Source organism: Flaviaestuariibacter amylovorans (genome assembly GCF_039541815.1).
Classification (GTDB): domain Bacteria; phylum Bacteroidota; class Bacteroidia; order Chitinophagales; family Chitinophagaceae; genus Flavisolibacter; species Flavisolibacter amylovorans.
The window spans coordinates 447,353-466,038 of sequence record NZ_BAABGY010000001.1 but is presented as its reverse complement, the minus strand read 5'-3'; the positions used below and the strand labels follow the sequence as shown (position 1 = coordinate 466,038).

The window sequence follows — 18,686 nt, the reverse complement described above, 5'->3', positions numbered from 1 at the left end:
ACTTTTCTATATGCTCAAGCTTATAGCACTTCCTTTCCTTATTCTATCAGTGACTGCTATCGGGCAGACAGACACATCAAGCGCCAGGAGATGGAAAGGAGGCACCAGTTTCCAAGCGGGAGCAGGGCTGAGTAGAAAGTTGTTTGCAGAAGTTGGCGTTGCAAACGTAAAGTTCACTACAGCAGGGATTCATCCGTTACAGAAAGGCAGCTACTTCGCTAGTGAAGTCTATTTCGGCAAACGGATATTTATCGCTCCGAAGGTCGGTGTTTTCATCTTGGGCGGGGCTGGCGGTATGGGATTCGGTGCTGCAGCACTTTATTACACCGACTTTTCCAACGGCAGATTCGTAGTAAGGCCCGATGTTGGATTTGGGGGCGGATCGTTCAGGCTCTATTATGGATACAATTTCAAGTTCGGGAAGTCTGGATTTGCAGGCTTTGCTCAGAACATAATCGGAATGAACTATTGGTTCAACAAAGAGCTTTGGTGACAACGAAACAACTCAAAGCACAGCGGCCAACAGAGGCTGTTGCGCTCTGGCCTGCGCGCACTCAGAAACTTTGTATCTTCATTCTCGGCCACAGCGCAACGCCCTGTCCGTTATACGCAACTCAATGGAGGCATTCAGAGTAATCATATGGAGTCTTTTTTTCTCGCTTTCTTCTTTTCTGTCCAACGCTCAGAAAACCGACACGCTGATTGTTGTTTTGCAGAGGAAAGCATCTTACCTAGATACCATCACGATCATACCCTATAAAGTAATCCGCCATACCGATACCTCTACTTTGCCTGCGAAGCTGCATATCATAGGCGAGTTGGTTGACACAGTTCTTCTGAATCGCGGCTGCGGCTATTCCTGTAGCGGCGTCGTTGTTAAAGTCAGACTCTCGACCACCGTCAAAGGCTATCCCCATGCATATGTTTATTTGGTCACAGCATGCCTGTCTGGGCCAATTCGTAGAGGAGACTTTATCAATGTTTTTGCTGATAAATTGTTAGCCAGAGAGAAAGAATCGAGTTGTACCTACCGAAGTATAATCAACTTGTTCAATGAGGCAGATGTACCCTTCTATAAGATTACCTATGAGCAAACCAAAAGCCTTTGGCACCAAGGCCTTGGGCACCCTTGACCACTGCGTATCAGATGGGCTATGGCGCTATGGCCTCTCAACCTCATTATAGTTCGTACATTCATCCTCGGCCACAGCACAAGACCCTGGTCGCTGGCCGCCATCGTCACCTCCTATAATATCCACCAAGTGTATCCAACAACGATTAGAGATAGCTTTACCCCGTTTCCGGTTCTGCGGACAGAAAGGCTGACGTTGCGACAGCTGCTACATAGTGATGACAAGGAAATATTCGCCCTGCGTTCGGACGCGATCGTCAATAAGTACCTGGACAGGAAACCTTGCAAGTCGATCGATGATGCCAGGGACTTTATCGGAGTAATAGGTAACAGCATTGAAAAGAAAGAGTCAATCTATTGGGCAATTACGCTTACCGGAGCTGACAAATTGATCGGGACCATCTGTCTATACGGCTTTTCCGGCGATTGTTCGACGGCGGAAATAGGATTTGAGTTATTACCCCACTACCATGGGAATGGAATCATGCAGGAAGCTGTTGCCACGGTAATTGAATTCGGATTAGCATCGATCGGCCTGAAATCGATCGAAGCATATACCCACTGCGAAAACCTGGGCTCCCTGAGGATTTTGGAGAAATTCAATTTCAAGCAGAATCGTAATGATGGTGACAATCTTTTAGTATATAAGCTGAGGGCAATCAGCTGAGGGAAAAGTGTGCCACCTGATCAAGTATCGTCTAGGAGCAGTCATTATCGTTCGTAAATTCATTCCCGGCCACAGCGAAAGGCCTCACCGTTGGTCACTACGCGCAACATTTCTCATACCTAAACCTCAACTAACTATGTTCGAAGATGACGACATCGATGAAATTGCCTTAGCAAACGCACACCCTACAGCCCAAAAGCTGATGAAGGACGAGTTTTTCTACAGTGTAGTCGATGACAGCGCGCCTTTCGGTAACGACGACGGCTGGGATGTGCTCTACTCGCTGAAAGAATGGTTACCAGATAATGAGGGAACAAGCAAGAAGGAGTTCATTGATTCCAAGTTGTCGGAATGGGACTATCCGGCTTTCAACTATTTGACTACCGACATTGAAGACGCAAAAGCATTCGTCAGAAGCAGTGAAATCGGGCTCCGGCTTTTGATGGGCATTGATCAGGCCATAATCGCGACGGCTTTCGGACAGCTCTACCTGGAAGGAAAGATCGATGAGGACCTCAGTGCCTTTGCTGAAACCGTGATCAACCGTCAATCATACAAAGAGCTTATTGAACTTTGGGGTGAGCATGGCCCCAATCGAGAAATGAAGCTGCAGAAGATGCTTCATGTGCTACACGCCGCGCGATGAGCAGCGCCGAACTTGGGCGGTTGCGTTACCTACATTCCTAAAGAAATGCGATACACTTGTTTGACCTGCGGAAAAGAACATGAGGAATGGCCAGCCATTTCCTTCAATGCGCCGTATCCATATACCTGCTTGTCCGAGATGGACCAAAAGAACATCGCTGAGTTAAGCAGCGACTTCTGTGTCATAAGACATGAAGAGCAAACCGACCGATTTGCTCGGGCTGTATTGCGTCAGACGGTCAACGATCACTGCGACGATCTGGAATACGGTGTGTGGGTGTCGTTGAGCGAAAAAAGCTTCGATGATTACTATGACCACTTCGATGATCAGAATTACGAGGCGACCTATTTCGGATATCTCTGTACGCTGATCCCGGAATATGACGACACCAATTCAATTAAAACTAAAGTCGTCCTCTCAGCGGGCGGAAGCCGTCCCGAAGTTGTTCCACATCACGGCCAAGGCGAGCATCCTTTTCTTCATGACTATTTCAATGGTATTTCTAAAGCACAGGCGGAGCAGCGCATAAGGTATGCCATGGGCGAGGACTAGAAGTTGCCCCGCCCTCGTTCCCCCTCCACGAAAAGACCGCCCGGCAGCGCCCGACATGAGCGCGTGCACAATGGCCTGCTAGCTTTTCCTATAATCTGTACCTTAGGGTCATTCACATCGCAAAGCCGTAGTCGTTTTGCGTAATCGAGCACCCTCATTCGTAAAAGGTAGACGATGATCAATCTTGCATTTAAGTTTTTAGACAGCTCAAGATTCCATTTGTCGATTAATAGGCTTATACCAGATTTTTCGGATTTGAAGTTGCTATTGAAAAACTACGGTCTAGACTTCGAGCCCTTTAAACCTGAGGCTGACGAATATCGAATGGACCTAATCTACAGTGAGGACTGCTGCTTCTCAGACGTCTACTTGATGGCATACATTCTTCGCGATTATGGTTTGAAATATATTTGGTCAACCTCGGCGAAGGGGGCTACAATCAAGTTTGGAGATTATAATAAGAATATCGAACATGTCCGACAAATTGGCTGGACAGAAGGAATGGATGTTTACGATTTTTTAAAACTTGATCCCAAAAGTGGTTGGAACCAGCTACAAGGTGTTGACGCTCAGAACGATAAAAATCACCATGATATTGACGCAAGTACTGCGCGTGTCGATCTCAAGCCACAGAGGGGAAGCATTGATATTCCTAGCCCTAGTTTACAGGCTGAAAATGAAGCAGAGCTAAAGAATGACAAAATACCACGAGTAGACTTGGAGGATGATTACGAAGATTGGTTTAAAGAAACTTCATTAATTGATCCATGTGACAACAATGAAATGAATACCTATGATTCTTGGGAAGATGAACCTGAGAATCGAGGAAATATTGACTGATTTGGCCGGCGCCTCTTAAATTTCTGTACACATGGCCTATAGGGCTATGGCCTGCCGGCAGTCGTTAAAATTCTGAATTTCATTCCCGGCCACACTATAAACCTGCATTCGTTAGGCGCTATACCATAGTACCGAACTCGATGTCATACGCACCACGAAAACGTATTGCGGCCCTTCAGACAAACGTGCACATATTCCCTGAAACGTATCCCCGAGACCAAAAAGGCCTTGTAAGCGGCATGTACATCGATGCCCTGATGTCAATCAGTCCAACCCCACGGCGCGAGTGGCGTTTCGACCGGCCTGGTAAGGTCAAACCTTACGGTTAGAGCTGCCTTTGTGCCGACTCTTCTAAAATTGTAGGTCAATGATTTGCCGGGTTCGATCTCTACCCACCACACATTCCCGATCATGCCGGCGCGCATTTGTACCGATTGCTGATCGGCAGGAAAAACCTGCATGTTGGGAGATCCGGTATTACTGGTGCTGCCCCCGTACATGGTTACCTCATCGGGTTTCCCGTCTGCATGCCGGTGATCATGCTTCCATTCCAGCTTATCCGGGAAACGGCTTAGAATGAATGTCCTGGACCTGTTCGCACCCACTATAAAAGGGATTCTTAACCTGTTTTCCTCGCAACTACGTATATGGATAGTTAACTCTTTACCTCGGAACGTAGTATCCGTGTCCGGTGCTTCCACCACGGTCCCTTTGAATGACTGACCGCAATAAGATTTCATTTGATTAAAAAAGAGAGCCTGGCTGGTATCGTTTACCAGAGCGGCAGCGGATCTTGAACTTTTACAAGCGCTACAAAGGATAAGAGCGGCATATGCGGTGAAAAGAAGCAGCAGTCTTTTTGTAAACATTGCTGAAGGTAGATGAAACCTTTTTGCCAGACGGGTTTAGAAGTACTGCTTTTGTAAATGGGCTTCCTGTACTGATGATCGTTACACCTGCTTCACCGTACGGCGGCCACCAGGCAGGTGAGCCAGCCAGGGTCTTCTATACCGTATCTTCACTAAAGCACGCCGGCACAGGCGCCCCCTGGCCGTTAGCCGCTATCCAAAACATCCGATGCGTATCGCGCTAATTTTCTCTGTAACACTTGTCTTGCCCGGGCTTTCGGCTCATGGGCAGGAGCGGAATGTTCGCTTCGACGGGTACTATCAAAGCGCGACTCCGGAGATCTTAACGGAAACAAATGACACGTGCTGGACCTACCTTAGATTTTTCAGCGATCACTCCATTACCCAAGGCTTTAGCGCAGGTGTTGTCCCTGATATTCAATATTGGCTAAAGCGGGGTGGTGCAGATGCTGGCGAGGAATACGGACAACATTACACCTTCTGGGGACGCTACACGATCAAAAAGGATTCTATCTTCTTTACCGCAAAGTCAACCGAAGCGGCGTTCGTTGTTCGCGGGCGAATTCTAAGAAATGGCAGTCTCCGTCTTGAAATGAGAAATAAACGCGGGAACCAGGCGACTTCAAATGTATACCTTTTCCGAAAGGCGAAAATGAAGCCTTAGTAGATGTCGTCACTGAAAATTGTGCGGAGTATTATTATGAGACTTTATACTGGAATGAGAATATTGCTTATCATACTTGCGCTTGCAACCACTTCCTGCAACATACTCGATCCCGCTGAAGGCGATGACCAACCCAGATCATCCAAACCAAGAAGCTATGTCCGAAACACTCAACGGACCGACCTGGTAGGGAATTGGCAACTCATTTCGACCACTGCCGGTGGCATTAAATCTGCTACCACAGTGTTTGAAAAAAGTGGCGCATATGTCCATTCATGGGTAGCAGAGGGGCGTGCCTACAAGCTGCCTGGATCGTACACTGTTTTATACGATACGCTCCTGATAGACGCCGACATCGTTGCCCCGACAAAACTGCGCTTTCACCTGGATTCAGGAAATAGCCTGGTACTTTATGGTGATTCAGGACTTGTTTCCAGATTTAAGAGAGTGGTTGAGTAGTCTTTGTTCAAGACCGTCTCGAAACGGTATCGGAGTCATCGCCAACTCTCCTACTTTAGCACTAAAAACCACATGGCGACTGATCAGACGTTTGTAGATTTTATTTTAAGCCAACTCAAATTGGTTGGGGACGTAAGTGCCAAGAAAATGTTCGGCGAGTACGGGGTGTATGCAAACGGGAAACTATTTGGTCTCGTTTGCGACAACAAGCTATTCATAAAGCCGACAAGCGCAGGACGGGCATTTATCGGTGAGGTAGTTGAAGCACCGCCATACGAAGGAGCGAAACCGAGTTTCCTGATTGAAGACCGCATTGAAGACAGACAATGGCTCAGTGAGTTGGTCAGGCTGACCGTGGAGGAGCTTCCAGAGCCTAAAGCCAAAAAAGAGAAGAAAAAATAATTGCCGTTGACCCGGGCGGTTGCACCATGGCCTCCGGGCACAGGGAACGTGCGTAAATTCATTCGCGGACACCGTGCATCGCCCAGGTGGTTGGCGACACGCCTGCTTTCCTAAACCCGGAGATTTCAATGATCGAATTCATCGTCATTTTTTCACTTATCGGAGTATTGATCGGCTATGCGCTTTTTGAGCGGTCGAAGCCGGATCGCCTGAAGCGGAGAGGTGTTTCGGTACCGGGAACGATCGTAGCGAATTATGTGAGCACCAGTGCGGGCAACGACCGGTACCGGATGGCAGGAAATTTAAATGAGCCCACCGTCACCTTTATCACCAACGACGGAAGAGAAATAACCGGTAAGCCAATCGTCGGTTTTGTTACGCTCTACAAACTCAGTCCGCCGGTTCCGGTGATCGTGGTGTATGATCCGAAAAACCCCAACCGATTTACGATCGACTTTGAGCGTTCTTTCAGGTGAAGTGACTTCCTAGATTGGCCTGCCTGCCGCCAACCAGGGTGTGGCACCCTGGCTTACGAGCTGTAGTTATACTTAACTTCATCCCCGGCCAACGCGCAAAGCCACGGCCGTTGGCCCCTACTCAAGTGCCACCGTGAAACGGACCTACCTCACTTTTTCGAAGAAACATCCATGCAAGTAACCAGATCATCAGACAACTCCAGGCCGCCGTACTTGCTTGGCCTGCTTGGATTAATACCTTTGGTGGGCGCCTTCGTTGGCCTCGGACTTATTCTTTACGGCATATTTCGCTATAAGGACAAATGGCTGGTACTGATCGGCGCCTTCGGAATCCTGTTCACCGTTGGCGTGTACACTACACTGTTTGCGATTGGAACGACTATGAGTAAGTCGAGAAGCCTCTTTGCCAGCTTGTCGCAAATGCATCTAAACAGCCTGGTAAAGGATGTGGAGTTCTATAAACTGCAGTACGGCCAGTATCCCGACAGCTTGCAGGAAGTGCCCAAAGACCAGCTCGCTCCCATACACGATCCAACCCAGGCCAATATCGATGAGCCCATGCAAACTTTCTATTACAAAAGAGTGGGCGACGGCTATCACTTGTGTTCTAAAGGAGTGGACAAAGTACTCGGAACGGCAGATGATCTGTATCCCAATATTTACCTGCCCGATCGTTCGAAGGTCGGTTTTACCCGTCGCGCCGAAGCACCTGGTCAGCAACTCCCGCAATAGCTCCGCAGCGCGCCATTCGACTTATCCATTACGACAATTCCCATGAGCCAAAAGAAGCAACGGAATCGTCCGGCATCCGCGAAGGCGGCCTCAGCCGGCAGTAACGGAACCGAAATTCCGGGCTGGCTCCGGTATTCTTTGATCATAGTAGCGATCTCAGGCTTTCTGATGATCGTATTTCGAAAAGGCGGACCTCCGCGACAAGACTTCCCTTCGCATCGTCGATTTTAGAGCGGCGACCGGCTTTTTTGGCTGCGCACCGTAAGGCGGTGGAGATATGCCCCGCGATCGATCGTTTCCGCCAGTAATTTAATCCCCGGCCGCAGCTCAAAGCCCTGGCCATTATCACCAGACTTACCGTGTCTATGTACAAGCTTCTTTACTGTTCCATCCTGTTGTTTTTCACTGCGTGTAACGAGCCTGCCGGCAAGCGCTTGGCGAAACCTCTCAAAACCGACAAATACGCTCACTTGCTGAAAAAGTATGAGGATGCCACCTTCGATACGCTGAAAGTGTACTCAGGCGACGATCTGGGATCAGAATCCTATCCGTTCAGAGGCAGGCTTCTGGACCGCGATGACATCAGGCTATTTCCAAGCGAATTTGTACAACAGCTGGAGTACGACAGTGGCTTTTTCGCCTGTTACAAGTTCCATTTGGACTCCAGCAGGTACGGTTTGATAACCCGAACGCCCTCCGAATACGAGCCATCATCGATCAAACTTTTTGTGCTCGACAAAAAGAAAGGAGTGATAACTTATTATTATGAGCTTGCCGAATCAATAGGAGATGCCGGAGATGTATCGAACCGAACCTCCTGGCTGTTTCGGCAACCGAATGGCTTTGGATGCTTTACCTGGGACGAAGAGTTACACTATAACAGCGTCGAAAATGAAAACGACACTTCCATCCAGCGCTGGGACTATTTCCGTTTGGCAAGCTTCAACAAACGTAGTGTAGATACCTTTCATCTGGATGAAGGCAAGGCCAAGCGTCAATTCGGGCATTTCCTCACCAGATGACCCGCCTGCCGCCCATGGGAGCTGTTACGCTCCCGCCCGAACGCTCGTCTATGCAAGCAAACCACAGGATCAATTCATTGTTAGGACGATCACCACTCTCATCAAATAGATGAACCAGGCCCTACATTTAGACAGGCTCTTGAAAGAGCTTCAGAAGGAAACACCGAACTCCGGCGGTGAATACCATTTCTCTGAACTGCAAATACCCCCGGGGACGAACCTGGAACGCAGGGTGCAACAGTATTTGCTCCAGCACCCTAGGTATGCCGACCCTTACCATCGGTCACCGGAGCATACGTTCTATGTGGCAGATCGCGATGTCTCCAACCTGATGCTCAAACCAATTGAAAGGATAGCCCAATACCTGCTGAAAAAGCTGGCCTATTGGCGTGACCACCGGACATCGCTGGACCGATTTGAGCATTATACAGAGCGGTACCCGGAACTGGAGAACGTATTCCTCGATAGGCTCCTGCAATTCATCGACGCTCCTGACTTTAAAGGTGCATGGGAAGTAAACGGAATCGATACGATCTACGCTATCGGAAGGGATCATGCCAACGACGACACGCTGTTCGAGTTTGAAACTCGGGTTTTTGTACTGCATTTCGGCTGGAGCTCTTAACGGGCAGCCTGCGGCAGCGCGCAATATCGACCGTTGCGCCAGGCTGCCCTCTTAAAGTTGTATTTTCATTCAACGTAACGCCCGGCAAAACTCCGGTCGTCGTCCCCGTCGGTGGGGCGCCCCGGCCGGATACGCCCTAAACCCAAATCGTCATGAAGCCAACGTCTGCGAAAACGAAGGCGGTTCTGTTGTTGTTGTGTTTTACCCACCTGAATTTGTCAGGTCTATCCCAGCCATGCCCCGGTATCAGCGACAAGGCTCCGGATCCGACGGTTGACCGGGTGGCGTTACTCAGCCAGCTTAGTGATATCATCAGGGCGTATGCCGAGAGCGCCAGCCCGGAAGTTGATAACATGGGCAACATCAGCAACTTTTTTGTGTTCGATTTGTCGGACTCCTCCAACCGGCAGTACCCCGAAAACTTTTCCAGATCGCCTAATTCATCCGTAAAATTCATCGACAAGCACTTTTACCATTTTGCCTACATCTATAAATCTTCTTCGGTGAGCCATATTTTGTTTGTGGAAGGCAACAGGATAAAAGTGTTCTATGCAGTTAATTGCCCCTGGGGACCACAGAATATAGACTCTGTCCATCAGTTTGCAAGCGCACGACTCGCAGCGCTTCCATATCGGGATGGCCTGCTCCAGCGGATTCAAGCTTACCGCAAGTTTGGTTACTACCGTGCCATTTGCGGAACCGAGTCGGTGAGGTGTGGATCGAAGCCCGGTAAGCGACAGGCTCCGTTCTCCCTATAGCGCCGCTCGCTTGTGTCGTTGCTCGGGAAAACGGCGGATCAACTGGGCTCTTGCCCGCAAGACACCTTCTCAATTCAAACGCCCGCGATTAATATCATGAAGACACTTTGGTGCTGGCGCTGCCAGATGGACGTACCCATGTTAGACGACAAAGAGTTTGAGCAAGCGCAGGACCTTTACCAAACCTGCTTTCGCGATCACTCAAAAGGCGTCGGGGAGCGCTTTCAACCGTTGCTTGACTGGTACTCGAGTTATACCGGATTTCAAGCCACAGTGGCAAACGCCATCATGCATCACGCCATTGTACAGTATGGACCGCCTTGCGAAAGCTGCGGCAAGCCCTATCGGACGGATAAAGCGGCATTCTGCGCGGCTTGCGGACATCGACGATGCTCCGCATGATGGGCCGGCTGCGCACCGTCCGGGCTGTTGCGCCCCTGCCTGCGAACATGGATCATTGTTCTTAACTTCATTCCCGGCCACAGTATTAGATTCACGGTTGTTGGCTGCAATTAAAGACCCTGACGATGATCAAAAAGCTTCTCGTTTCCGCTATGTGCATCTTGCTCTCCGAAAGAACACTGGGACAGGATGCGACCGGCATGTCCGCCCGCCCGCCGGCTCCTCCGCCCAGGGAGAACGTGGAGCAGCAGGTCGCAGCAGCCAGGACAAAGCTTTGGAAAAGCCAAGCCTATGGCATTCAGCTGCTGGTTCCGGCGACCTGGAAGCAACTCACGCCGAACGAGAGCGAGATCGTTTCCTTTGCTGCTCCCAACAAAGAAATCGTATCCATAAGGGCGTATCGCGGTCTCCTGTTCGGAAGCGCAGACGATGCTCGGCAAAGGCTTGAGGCAGGTTTGAGGAACCAGTTTCCTAAAATGAAGGTAGTTTCTTCCAGGGTGGTGGCAGTAAATGGGATCGAAACAGCAGATATCGTTTTGTCTGGATTGATCGGGACATCTTCCGGTATCTATCGCGGAATTTCCTTTCACAATGAAACGAACAGCTTCATCATGACCTGCTTTTATCTTCCGAAAGACGAGAAACTTTTTGGCGAGGTAGTAAACTCGGTGTTGGGAACAGTGTCCTTCAACTAGTTGCTGCCCACACAGGATGTCAGTTGGCATTATCCGACACGTCCCGAACGTGTAAGCGGAAGTGATACACACCTCGATTGATTGGCTTGTAAGCGAGTACCTTGAAAAAACAAACTATGAAACGGCTCTTAGCTATCATTTTGCTCGTCTTCGTTGCCACGACAGCACAGGCACAGAGACCCAAAGACGGGCGCTACACGTATGCCCTGGCATTTGCGGAATGGAATGGCGATACCCTGGGAGAGACCTGCATTGTAATCATCAAGGGCGACAGAATAAAGATCCTGAAGAGCAAGAACAGCAACCTGACCGGCAAGGGTAACGTAATCGACGAGGGCATGCTGCTAAAGCACGCCAAAACGGGTCACTGGATCATCGCTCACCGGAAACAGGACCAACATGCACCGGAGGTAGGCGGCTGCTCCGATGGTCCGCGTGTAATTGATTTCAAAAAAAAGACATTCTGGACCTGCTGATGAAATACCGGATGAAAAATTTTGTCTTTGAATTGGTTCGGGTGTGACTTTCCGAAAATCCTGGTTAACCTTTCTGAGCACTGCGGCCAACATTGGCTGTTGTTCGGTATCGGTGCCCGCTTCAAATTACTGAGATGAGTCCAGGATCAAGTGAACCGGTGTATTTGGGAAGGCGTGTGTATCCGTACGTGGGCATGCCGGTGCAGGAATTTCGGTCGATTGGCGAGGCAATCAACTTTCCCTGCTTGACATGCGACAGCCTGATTTACATAAATCTTCAGGAAGACGAGGACGCGATTCCGGTAAATAAGCTTTTACATGAAGGCACGTTCCCGTCTAAAGAACATCTTGTCGGGATCGGGGCGGTGCAAGCAAACATCCGCCCTGAAGAGAATGGTCATGGAGAAGTTTTCATATTCCCAGGAGCTGCTTTATGCAAAGAATGGCGCTGTAAGGGATGTCAGAAGCGATACCTGGCTTTCTTCGGATATCCGGATCTCCAAAGCGTAACCATTTCAGGAACATGGGAAGTTGTGCGCGAACCGTCGGCCACGTTGAGCCCAGGCCTGAACGCCGACAATTTAGTGCAATCGATGCGGGAGTTGTTCTCAAGCAAACACGAGTTTGGGGAAAGTGACTACAGGCGGCTGTTGCATGAGCTGAGCACATTCGGAATTACTACCGTTGCCGGCTTAAAGTTGGTGCTTCAAAAGCAAATGGCGGGCATCCAGCACGAAGAGCAACGAATGTTAAGCAGGGAACACCTGGAGGTCTACGAAAAGATGAACGGGGAAGAATGGGTTCTTGAACGGTTGCGACACGGGGTTTGGTATTCGTTCGAGGCCCTCGTACACATTGCCTTACAATTGGAATATCCCGATCAATACCGGATTCGGCGTTTCGCGGAGGATCGGTACGGGATGTATGACTAGAGATGGTTTCTAAAACAGGAGCACCTGAAATTTCGTGAGGCGTCCAGCATCAGGCGTGAGCAGAAAGCCGCTCCTGTCGGATCCTTCACGGAACGCTTTACGCCTCACGCCTGACGGCAAAGCACGAAGACTGCGATTTGGAGACGACTTCTAAGAACTTCATGGAGAGGAGAACGCACACCAGCGCTTAATTTCGACAAACCTTAGGGCGTAAGCGAACCATATGAAAAACATGCTCATCATACTGTCGGTAGCGACAGGAGGTTCCCCTTCCTGTTGGCATCCCGGTGCATCAACGCCAGCTCCTGCTCAAAAGGAAACCCCGATGACGACGGTAGGTGCCTTGGCACAACCATCTCCGAGCCTTCCCGGGGAACAATATGTGGATACGGAGTATGTCTACACGGATTCCTCCGGCAAGCGCCTCGTTATCCAGAACAGCCTGCCAAAAGGCGGACTCACCCACACCGACCCGATGGGCAAGGCGCACGTTTATGCCGTTTTCTGGACCCGGGTTCTCAACGAAACCGATCAACCCTGTACCTTGACCATTGAGTTCCCGGCAAAAGCAAGTGCGCTGCCGTCTTCCCCGGGTGTTTACTACAGGGTCGTTCTTCCTTCCGTTGCCATGAACCCCGAAAACGCATCCTTGTATAACTACGGACTGGCAAACCTGAAATTGATCCTGGATTCTGGAGTGTTGCAACCGGCTTCACTGATGCGCACCCGAGACCCGGGCGCGTCGGGTGCGTTTTATGTGGTCGTACTTGCGAACAAGGGAGTAACGGGCACCTCGCGCACAGGCTTCCGCGTTAACGGGCAACAACTGGTTTACCGCATCAATGGCCACGAAACGACTTGCGGCGCCGTAAGCCTGAAGCAACTGGAATTACGGAAATGACCCACATGAACCCAAAATTACACGGTAGATGAACCCACCCGACGAAGCCCTGCTGCAGCAATACGACGCGCAAACCCGCAAGGGCTACCCGCTGGGCGAGGTGCGACAGGACCTGCTGGAGCGGGGCTACAGCGAAGCGGACGCCGACGCGTTCATGCAAGCCCTGGGCGCGCGCATCGGCCAAAAGGTCGCCCACAAGGAGCAGCGGCTCATCCCCACTGCGGCGCTCCTCCTCTTCGCTTGCGGACTCGTGCTGTTCGTATTCGGAGGCTGGCAGGGGATCCTGTTTATGATCGCCGGCGCGGGCTGGTGGATCTACGAGTCCGTTTCGAAAAAGCAGCGCCCCGGCTAAGAGACTGTGTGAGTAACTAGATAGGCTGGCGACGCCGCTAGCGGCCTGTTTCACACGGCGGCGCGGCGGCACAGCGAAGCGGCAATGTGCTGAAGATTCTTCTTTAGCATTTTCTCGCCGCGTCGTTGCGCCCCCGAAGCTTCGGGGGCGCGCCAAGGCCGCTTCGGCCTCCGCGCCATAGGCTACGGCCGACCGCGTGCGGCCGACATTCCCGAACTTTTAGGAAAGTACATTAGTTCGAACAGCGGCTAAGCCTATTTCAGTTTCCGCTTCACCCCTTCAAAAGTCATCCGCACCTTGCGGATGCCGCCGTCGCTTTCGAAATACATCCGGTCGATGCAGACCACACGGTGGTCGCGGTCCTTGTTGGGGATGGGCCGGCGGTGATAGACCATATACCATTCGTCGGTGCCGGGGATATTGATGACGGAATGATGGCCCGCGCCGGTGGCTACGGCCGAATCGGCTTCCAGCACCGTGGCGCGCCGCTCGAAGGGGCCCAGCACGTTGTCGGAAATGCCGTACGAAACCTTGTAGGAGCCGTTCGTCCAGCCGCCCTCCGACCACATCAGGTAGTACCTGCCTTGGCGCACGAACATGGTCGGTCCTTCCACGTATCCCTTTGGCGTGAGCTCCTTTACGAGCGCTCCATCGGCAAAGGGCACAAGGGCGGTGAAGTCGCTGTTGAGCCGGCCCACGTTGCAGTGGCCCCAGCCGCCGTAGAAGATATAGTACTGGCCGTCGCGGTCCCGGAACACGTACTGGTCGATGGGCTGCGCACCGTTGTAGAAGTGGTTGATCAGCGGCTTGCCGAGGTAATCCTTAAACGGGCCGGCGGGGTGGTCGGCCACCGCAACCCCGATGCCCCCGAGGGTATCGTCGGCGACGCCGTTGCGGGCCTTGCTTTGAATGTCGTTGGCCGAGAAGAACAGGAAGTACTGTTGGTCCTTCTTCACGATCGCGGGCGCCCACAGGGCCATGCGTGCCCATGTAACGGCGGCAGTATCAAGAATGCGCGGGTGCTTCTTCCAGGTGGCGAGGTCGGTGGACGAGAACGCGTCGAAGAACACCTGCTTCCCGTAGCGGGCCGAATACGTGGGATAGATCCAGTACTCCTTGCCGAACACGACGCCCTCCGGATCGGCGTACCACTCCTCCGAGATGGGGTTCTTCTGGGCGTAAGACGATAGCGCACAGGCACAGCAGAGCAGGATCAGCGCAACGTGACGAAGAGCGCGGAGCGGCATCAAAAGCGATTTTGGTGTGATGGACCGGGATATGTTGATCAAAAGAAATCGTACTTCTCAAATCTTACCAAACGAATGACGCAGAGTTGGGAGACTTCGTCTACGAACCATCTGCGTTCATCGTATGCATCATAAGAAATCTGCGTTTCCTCGCTCTCCTCAATGCCCCGGCTTGCCATAATTCATCTCGCCGGCACGGATAGCCACCGGTAATGCATTCTCCTTCGGCGGGATCGGGCACTGGTAGCCCGCTACATAGCAGCAATACGGGTTGTAGGCTTTGTTGAAGTCGAGGAGCACCTTGCCTTCCCGGATATCGGGGATGGAAAGATCGAGATAGCGGCCGCCGTCGTACGACTCCTTACCCGTGGTGGCGTCGGTGAAGGGGATGAAGAGGTAGTTCTTGTACGCCTCGTTGTGCATCAGCTGCTTCGACTGGTAGATCGTGAGCCGCTGCTCCGCCCCGTTGACCGCGAAGCGGAGGGTGCCGTAGCGGAAATATTCCTGCACCGAGCGCCCCGAGGTCATCATGCCGAAACCAACGGCGTCGCTGCTCCTTTCAAAGGTGGCCGTTACGCGGTAGGTGCTGTCGGGCGCGAAGAAGCGCAAGTGCCTGCGGTCGTCGCCTTTCACCACTTCATGGGTTTCCACGTACTTTTTGATATGCGCGCTGATGGTGGCCGCATAGCTGCCCGGGGCAGCCTGGGCAAAGGCGCCCTGCGCAGGCAGCAGGCAGGAAAAGAGGACCAGGGAGCAGAGCATCGGAACAGGCTTCATCGGGACTTTTGTTTATGCCATCCGAAGGTAAGGGGATCGGCAGAAACGGGACGCCTCCAGCCCTGCGCCCCACGCCACTTTTATCGTCCCTTGCAATTGTTTTCCCGAATGCATAAATTAGGAGTCTTAACAAGACCAACAATCACTGCTTATGAGACCGGCAATCACACCGAAAGGTTTAGTCCTCATCCTGTTGCTCTTTTGCGGCGGCAGCCCCGGCGCATCCGCCCAGACACCTGCATTTGTCAGCTATTCCGAAAAGGCGAACCAGCTTCTTGAAAACACGCAGGTAGACGAGTACAACACGCTGATCGATCCGAAGGGCAACCTCTTCACGCTCAGCTACGACCACGAAGACATCCTCGAGCTCGAAGGGAGCACGCTCAAGTCGATCAAGGCCAACCTCAGGAAAAAGGTCTACCACCTGGCCATGGACTCGAAAGGGACGCTGTACTGCATCTGCGACAACAAGCTGTACCGGCGGGAGGACGGCGCCTGGGCACAGATCGGCGACGACATCCCCGAACGCTTTCCCACGGCGCTTCAGGTAGGGCTCGACGACAACGTCTACCTCAACACCGACCACTCCATCCTCAAGTTTGAGGACGGCGGCTGGACCTTTCTCCGGTTTTCCGACAAGAAGGCGGTATCGCACCCGGGCAGCTATTTCAAGAAGGCTATCGACAGCAAGGGCACGGTGTATATGTACCACTCCGACCTGCAAAACCCGGAAAACAAGAAGAAGCTGGTGCTGCGCTGGGACGGCAAAGCCTTCAAAAGCATCGGGGACATGCCGGGTAATGTAACGGACATGGCCATGGACAAGGACGGCAGGCTGTATGTTAGCGGCTTTTTGGATAAGGATGCGTTCCGGAAAGTGTGGGACGGTGTTTCGTGGACGGACGTGCCCGCGCCGGCAGAAGCCCTGGCAACGGCCACCTTCATGAGGACGCAACACGGGCAGGTATTCCTGCACAGCACGATCAGGGACACGCGCACCTACGTACTCTACAAGCTGACCGACGGCAAGTGGCAACAATGGATGCTGTACCCACCGGGCACCATGTGCTGCACCTTGTATCCCGTATCGCCCGGCCGGCTCTACTACATCGGCCAGAAGCGCCTCGGCATCTATAACAATGTCAATAATAAACGATGAGCAGGAAACCGAACCCGGCACCGGCCCTTGCGCTGCTGCTGACACTTGCGGGCTTCACCGCCGGCGCCCAGGGCTACATCAGCCCCTTCGTATACAGCAACGGCGGCTTCCGGATGAAAGGGAGGGAGGAGATCCGCCGCGAGGAATACAACATCAAACAGGCCCGCAATGCGACGCCTCCAAAAACGTATACGCCCCCGCCCGTTGGCCGTACCACCCGTACGGAAAAGAACGAGCCCGCGCCGGTAGTACGCATCACACCCGAAGACCGGGTGCAGAATCTCATCTGGGCGCTGATGCACGAAAAGGGCAGCACGCAGGAGCTGGTCGAAAAGTATGCCTTTGAGATCGAGCTCGTTTATGCCCGATTGCCGTACAAGGAGGAGAAATACAATACGATGGCGGTGTTCCTCGGGGCCCTGCTGCAGGAGCCAGCGCGCTACGACGAAGCCGTGCGCTTCTGGACGCATTACGCGAAATGCCGGCAGGCCGACATCTCCGCCGAGCTGCAGTTCGAGGCGCTGAAGAAGATCCCGCCCGAGCGGCGGGCCGTGGGCTGGCTCAGCGAGGTGGTTGCGGTGGCGGCGCGCAATGAGGGCTACTCGCTCGGCACCGCCTACAGCTGGACTACGGTGATCGACGACTACCTCCGCTGGGCGGAAACCTCCGGCGACGCGATCGAGCTTTACCTGCTTTCGACCCCGGAGATCAACGGCAATTATTCGATCAAGCGCTTCCTCGATACCCACCCGGGCATCGTTCCCGACTACACCGCGCTGGCCGGAGCGGGCAAGCCGCTGTTCCCGGCAGCTCCCCCCGAAGGCGATAAGAAGAAGATCCACGAGGAGCGGGAGGCCGCCGCGCGCGAGATCGTACGGGTGTGGGCCAAGGCCCGCAGCGCCGAAGCGGGCTACGCCGCGGAGCTCGTCGCAAAGTTGAAAAAGCTGGCCCCGCCGCAGGGGGCCCTCACCTATTTTCAAAACAACAAGAAGGAGTATACCAAAACCTACAATGGCGAAAAGTCGGTGCAGCCGTTCAGTGAAGAGGGACTCGCCTTCGCGCGCAAGTGCTTCGCAGAAGTCGGCTACGAGCGCGGTAAGCTGCTGAGCGCCGACATCCTGATGGCCGCGGCAGCCCCCGACCGGAAAAGCGCCCACCAATACCTCGAGACCTGGACGCCCGCGGAACTCGCCCGGCAATGGTCGCAGGGAAGCCCCGACATAGACCGTGACGACCGGTTCTACCCTTCCTACCCGGAATATTTCATTATGTACCTGAACGTGATGGAGACAGGCGGCAAATACCAGCAGGTAGTAGACCTGCTCGCCCTGCTTCCGAAGGAGCAGCTGTATCAATACGGAGAGCAATACGTGGTGAACCTCGCCATCCTCGGCCGCCTGAAGGAAGCCGACGAGTGGCTCGACGCCCATGGCAAGCACATCAGGTACGAGAGCAACGAGCTCAGTGTGCGGGCCATCCTCAGCTTTTTCAGCGGCAACTTCAAGAAATCCTGGAAGCAGCTTACAAGTCCCAAAAACGGCAGGCACTCCGGATCTCGGTACAGCTACGTCTACTACTGCTGCGCCAGCGAGATGGGCGACGAGGAAGCAAAAAAAGCCCGGTATTGGACACTGCCGCTCTACGCGCCCCCGGCGATCGCTCAAAAATACGGGCACCTGTTCAGCAATGGGAGCAGCAAGTAACGGCCGCCCTGCGGTTGCCCCGGTACGGCAGGTATCAATTTCATATCCTCACGGTGCCATGAACTCTGGAGGCTCCCCGGCATCGTCGTCGCCAGCCTCGTGACGCTGATCCTGCTGGCATCCGGCCCTCGACGCGCTCACCCGCCGTGGGCCGACGAGTTCCACGGCACCGCGCAACTGAAGGCCTGACCGGATTCG

The 18,686-nt window shown here is 52.8% G+C and carries 21 protein-coding genes; 19 read left to right on the top strand and 2 right to left on the bottom strand.

The window, feature by feature from the left end; all coding sequences use genetic code 11:
* The first annotated feature begins 10 nt into the window (after positions 1-10).
* The 17 genes from ABD937_RS01965 to ABD937_RS01885 all read left to right on the top strand — a co-directional run bounded on the left by ABD937_RS01965 (position 11) and on the right by ABD937_RS01885 (position 13,602).
* Complete coding sequence (locus ABD937_RS01965) at positions 11-493, top strand: hypothetical protein (protein ID WP_345252964.1); 483 nt, start codon at positions 11-13, stop codon at positions 491-493.
* 661 nt (positions 494-1,154) lie between these two features.
* Positions 1,155-1,799 (top strand): GNAT family N-acetyltransferase, encoded by a 645-nt coding sequence (locus ABD937_RS01960; RefSeq protein WP_345252963.1) that lies wholly within the window; start codon positions 1,155-1,157, stop codon positions 1,797-1,799.
* A gap of 136 nt (positions 1,800-1,935) precedes the next feature.
* A complete protein-coding gene (locus tag ABD937_RS01955; RefSeq protein ID WP_345252962.1) occupies positions 1,936-2,445 on the top strand; it encodes a hypothetical protein in 510 nt (169 codons plus the stop codon).
* A 45-nt stretch (positions 2,446-2,490) separates the two neighbouring features.
* Positions 2,491-2,997, top strand: coding sequence for a DUF2199 domain-containing protein (locus tag ABD937_RS01950; protein WP_345252960.1), 507 nt, complete (start codon positions 2,491-2,493; stop codon positions 2,995-2,997).
* A 174-nt stretch (positions 2,998-3,171) separates the two neighbouring features.
* Entirely contained in the window at positions 3,172-3,837 is a 666-nt protein-coding gene (locus ABD937_RS01945) for a hypothetical protein (protein WP_345252958.1), read from the top strand.
* Positions 3,838-4,914: 1,077 nt separating this feature from the next.
* Positions 4,915-5,370 (top strand): hypothetical protein, encoded by a 456-nt coding sequence (locus ABD937_RS01940; RefSeq protein ID WP_345252956.1) that lies wholly within the window; start codon positions 4,915-4,917, stop codon positions 5,368-5,370.
* A 531-nt stretch (positions 5,371-5,901) separates the two neighbouring features.
* Entirely contained in the window at positions 5,902-6,231 is a 330-nt protein-coding gene (locus ABD937_RS01935) for a TfoX/Sxy family protein (RefSeq protein WP_345252954.1), read from the top strand.
* A 128-nt stretch (positions 6,232-6,359) separates the two neighbouring features.
* Entirely contained in the window at positions 6,360-6,707 is a 348-nt protein-coding gene (locus tag ABD937_RS01930) for a DUF3592 domain-containing protein (RefSeq protein ID WP_345252952.1), read from the top strand.
* A 171-nt stretch (positions 6,708-6,878) separates the two neighbouring features.
* Positions 6,879-7,439 carry a hypothetical protein gene (locus ABD937_RS01925; RefSeq protein ID WP_345252950.1) on the top strand — a complete coding sequence of 187 codons (561 nt, stop codon included), beginning with the start codon at positions 6,879-6,881 and terminating at the stop codon, positions 7,437-7,439.
* 365 nt (positions 7,440-7,804) lie between these two features.
* Positions 7,805-8,461 carry a hypothetical protein gene (locus ABD937_RS01920; RefSeq protein ID WP_345252948.1) on the top strand — a complete coding sequence of 219 codons (657 nt, stop codon included), beginning with the start codon at positions 7,805-7,807 and terminating at the stop codon, positions 8,459-8,461.
* Positions 8,462-8,600: 139 nt separating this feature from the next.
* Positions 8,601-9,086 carry a hypothetical protein gene (locus ABD937_RS01915; RefSeq protein WP_345252946.1) on the top strand — a complete coding sequence of 162 codons (486 nt, stop codon included), beginning with the start codon at positions 8,601-8,603 and terminating at the stop codon, positions 9,084-9,086.
* 152 nt (positions 9,087-9,238) lie between these two features.
* The gene (locus ABD937_RS01910) at positions 9,239-9,844 is read left to right on the top strand and encodes a hypothetical protein (RefSeq protein WP_345252944.1); all 606 of its coding nucleotides are present in this window, start codon (positions 9,239-9,241) and stop codon (positions 9,842-9,844) included.
* Between the two features lie 527 nt (positions 9,845-10,371).
* On the top strand, positions 10,372-10,941 hold the full coding sequence (locus ABD937_RS01905; protein WP_345252942.1) for a hypothetical protein: 570 nt from the start codon (positions 10,372-10,374) through the stop codon (positions 10,939-10,941).
* A gap of 116 nt (positions 10,942-11,057) precedes the next feature.
* A complete protein-coding gene (locus ABD937_RS01900) occupies positions 11,058-11,417 on the top strand; it encodes a hypothetical protein (protein ID WP_345252941.1) in 360 nt (119 codons plus the stop codon).
* A 194-nt stretch (positions 11,418-11,611) separates the two neighbouring features.
* Positions 11,612-12,349, top strand: a complete 738-nt coding sequence (locus ABD937_RS01895) for a hypothetical protein (RefSeq protein WP_345252939.1) — start codon at positions 11,612-11,614, stop codon at positions 12,347-12,349.
* A gap of 223 nt (positions 12,350-12,572) precedes the next feature.
* A complete protein-coding gene (locus tag ABD937_RS01890; protein WP_345252937.1) occupies positions 12,573-13,250 on the top strand; it encodes a hypothetical protein in 678 nt (225 codons plus the stop codon).
* A 28-nt stretch (positions 13,251-13,278) separates the two neighbouring features.
* On the top strand, positions 13,279-13,602 hold the full coding sequence (locus ABD937_RS01885; protein ID WP_345252936.1) for a hypothetical protein: 324 nt from the start codon (positions 13,279-13,281) through the stop codon (positions 13,600-13,602).
* 254 nt (positions 13,603-13,856) lie between these two features.
* Here ABD937_RS01885 and ABD937_RS01880 read toward each other — a convergent pair whose 3' ends face one another.
* Positions 13,857-14,849 (bottom strand): glycoside hydrolase family 43 protein, encoded by a 993-nt coding sequence (locus tag ABD937_RS01880; RefSeq protein ID WP_345252935.1) that lies wholly within the window; start codon positions 14,847-14,849, stop codon positions 13,857-13,859.
* 159 nt (positions 14,850-15,008) lie between these two features.
* A complete protein-coding gene (locus ABD937_RS01875; RefSeq protein ID WP_345252934.1) occupies positions 15,009-15,626 on the bottom strand; it encodes a DUF1684 domain-containing protein in 618 nt (205 codons plus the stop codon).
* Positions 15,627-15,777: 151 nt separating this feature from the next.
* On the opposite strand from ABD937_RS01875, the gene ABD937_RS01870 reads away from it, so the two are divergent.
* Entirely contained in the window at positions 15,778-16,785 is a 1,008-nt protein-coding gene (locus ABD937_RS01870; protein WP_345252933.1) for an NHL repeat-containing protein, read from the top strand.
* Positions 16,782-18,488 (top strand): hypothetical protein, encoded by a 1,707-nt coding sequence (locus ABD937_RS01865; RefSeq protein WP_345252931.1) that lies wholly within the window; start codon positions 16,782-16,784, stop codon positions 18,486-18,488. The genes ABD937_RS01870 and ABD937_RS01865 overlap by 4 nt, the downstream gene beginning before the upstream one ends.
* The last annotated feature ends 198 nt before the right edge of the window (positions 18,489-18,686 follow it).

Bases quoted from the DNA above. Each gene is read 5' to 3' on its own strand.
- ABD937_RS01965 (WP_345252964.1), top strand. From the start codon at position 11: ATGCTCAAGCTTATAGCACTTCCTTTCCTTATTCTATCAGTGACTGCT.
- ABD937_RS01960 (WP_345252963.1), top strand. From the start codon at position 1,155: ATGGCGCTATGGCCTCTCAACCTCATTATAGTTCGTACATTCATCCTC.
- ABD937_RS01955 (WP_345252962.1), top strand. From the start codon at position 1,936: ATGTTCGAAGATGACGACATCGATGAAATTGCCTTAGCAAACGCACAC.
- ABD937_RS01950 (WP_345252960.1), top strand. From the start codon at position 2,491: ATGCGATACACTTGTTTGACCTGCGGAAAAGAACATGAGGAATGGCCA.
- ABD937_RS01945 (WP_345252958.1), top strand. From the start codon at position 3,172: ATGATCAATCTTGCATTTAAGTTTTTAGACAGCTCAAGATTCCATTTG.
- ABD937_RS01940 (WP_345252956.1), top strand. From the start codon at position 4,915: ATGCGTATCGCGCTAATTTTCTCTGTAACACTTGTCTTGCCCGGGCTT.
- ABD937_RS01935 (WP_345252954.1), top strand. From the start codon at position 5,902: ATGGCGACTGATCAGACGTTTGTAGATTTTATTTTAAGCCAACTCAAA.
- ABD937_RS01930 (WP_345252952.1), top strand. From the start codon at position 6,360: ATGATCGAATTCATCGTCATTTTTTCACTTATCGGAGTATTGATCGGC.
- ABD937_RS01925 (WP_345252950.1), top strand. From the start codon at position 6,879: ATGCAAGTAACCAGATCATCAGACAACTCCAGGCCGCCGTACTTGCTT.
- ABD937_RS01920 (WP_345252948.1), top strand. From the start codon at position 7,805: ATGTACAAGCTTCTTTACTGTTCCATCCTGTTGTTTTTCACTGCGTGT.
- ABD937_RS01910 (WP_345252944.1), top strand. From the start codon at position 9,239: ATGAAGCCAACGTCTGCGAAAACGAAGGCGGTTCTGTTGTTGTTGTGT.
- ABD937_RS01905 (WP_345252942.1), top strand. From the start codon at position 10,372: ATGATCAAAAAGCTTCTCGTTTCCGCTATGTGCATCTTGCTCTCCGAA.
- ABD937_RS01900 (WP_345252941.1), top strand. From the start codon at position 11,058: ATGAAACGGCTCTTAGCTATCATTTTGCTCGTCTTCGTTGCCACGACA.
- ABD937_RS01895 (WP_345252939.1), top strand. From the start codon at position 11,612: ATGCCGGTGCAGGAATTTCGGTCGATTGGCGAGGCAATCAACTTTCCC.
- ABD937_RS01890 (WP_345252937.1), top strand. From the start codon at position 12,573: ATGAAAAACATGCTCATCATACTGTCGGTAGCGACAGGAGGTTCCCCT.
- ABD937_RS01885 (WP_345252936.1), top strand. From the start codon at position 13,279: ATGAACCCACCCGACGAAGCCCTGCTGCAGCAATACGACGCGCAAACC.
- ABD937_RS01880 (WP_345252935.1), bottom strand. From the start codon at position 14,849: ATGCCGCTCCGCGCTCTTCGTCACGTTGCGCTGATCCTGCTCTGCTGT.
- ABD937_RS01875 (WP_345252934.1), bottom strand. From the start codon at position 15,626: ATGAAGCCTGTTCCGATGCTCTGCTCCCTGGTCCTCTTTTCCTGCCTG.
- ABD937_RS01870 (WP_345252933.1), top strand. From the start codon at position 15,778: ATGAGACCGGCAATCACACCGAAAGGTTTAGTCCTCATCCTGTTGCTC.
- ABD937_RS01865 (WP_345252931.1), top strand. From the start codon at position 16,782: ATGAGCAGGAAACCGAACCCGGCACCGGCCCTTGCGCTGCTGCTGACA.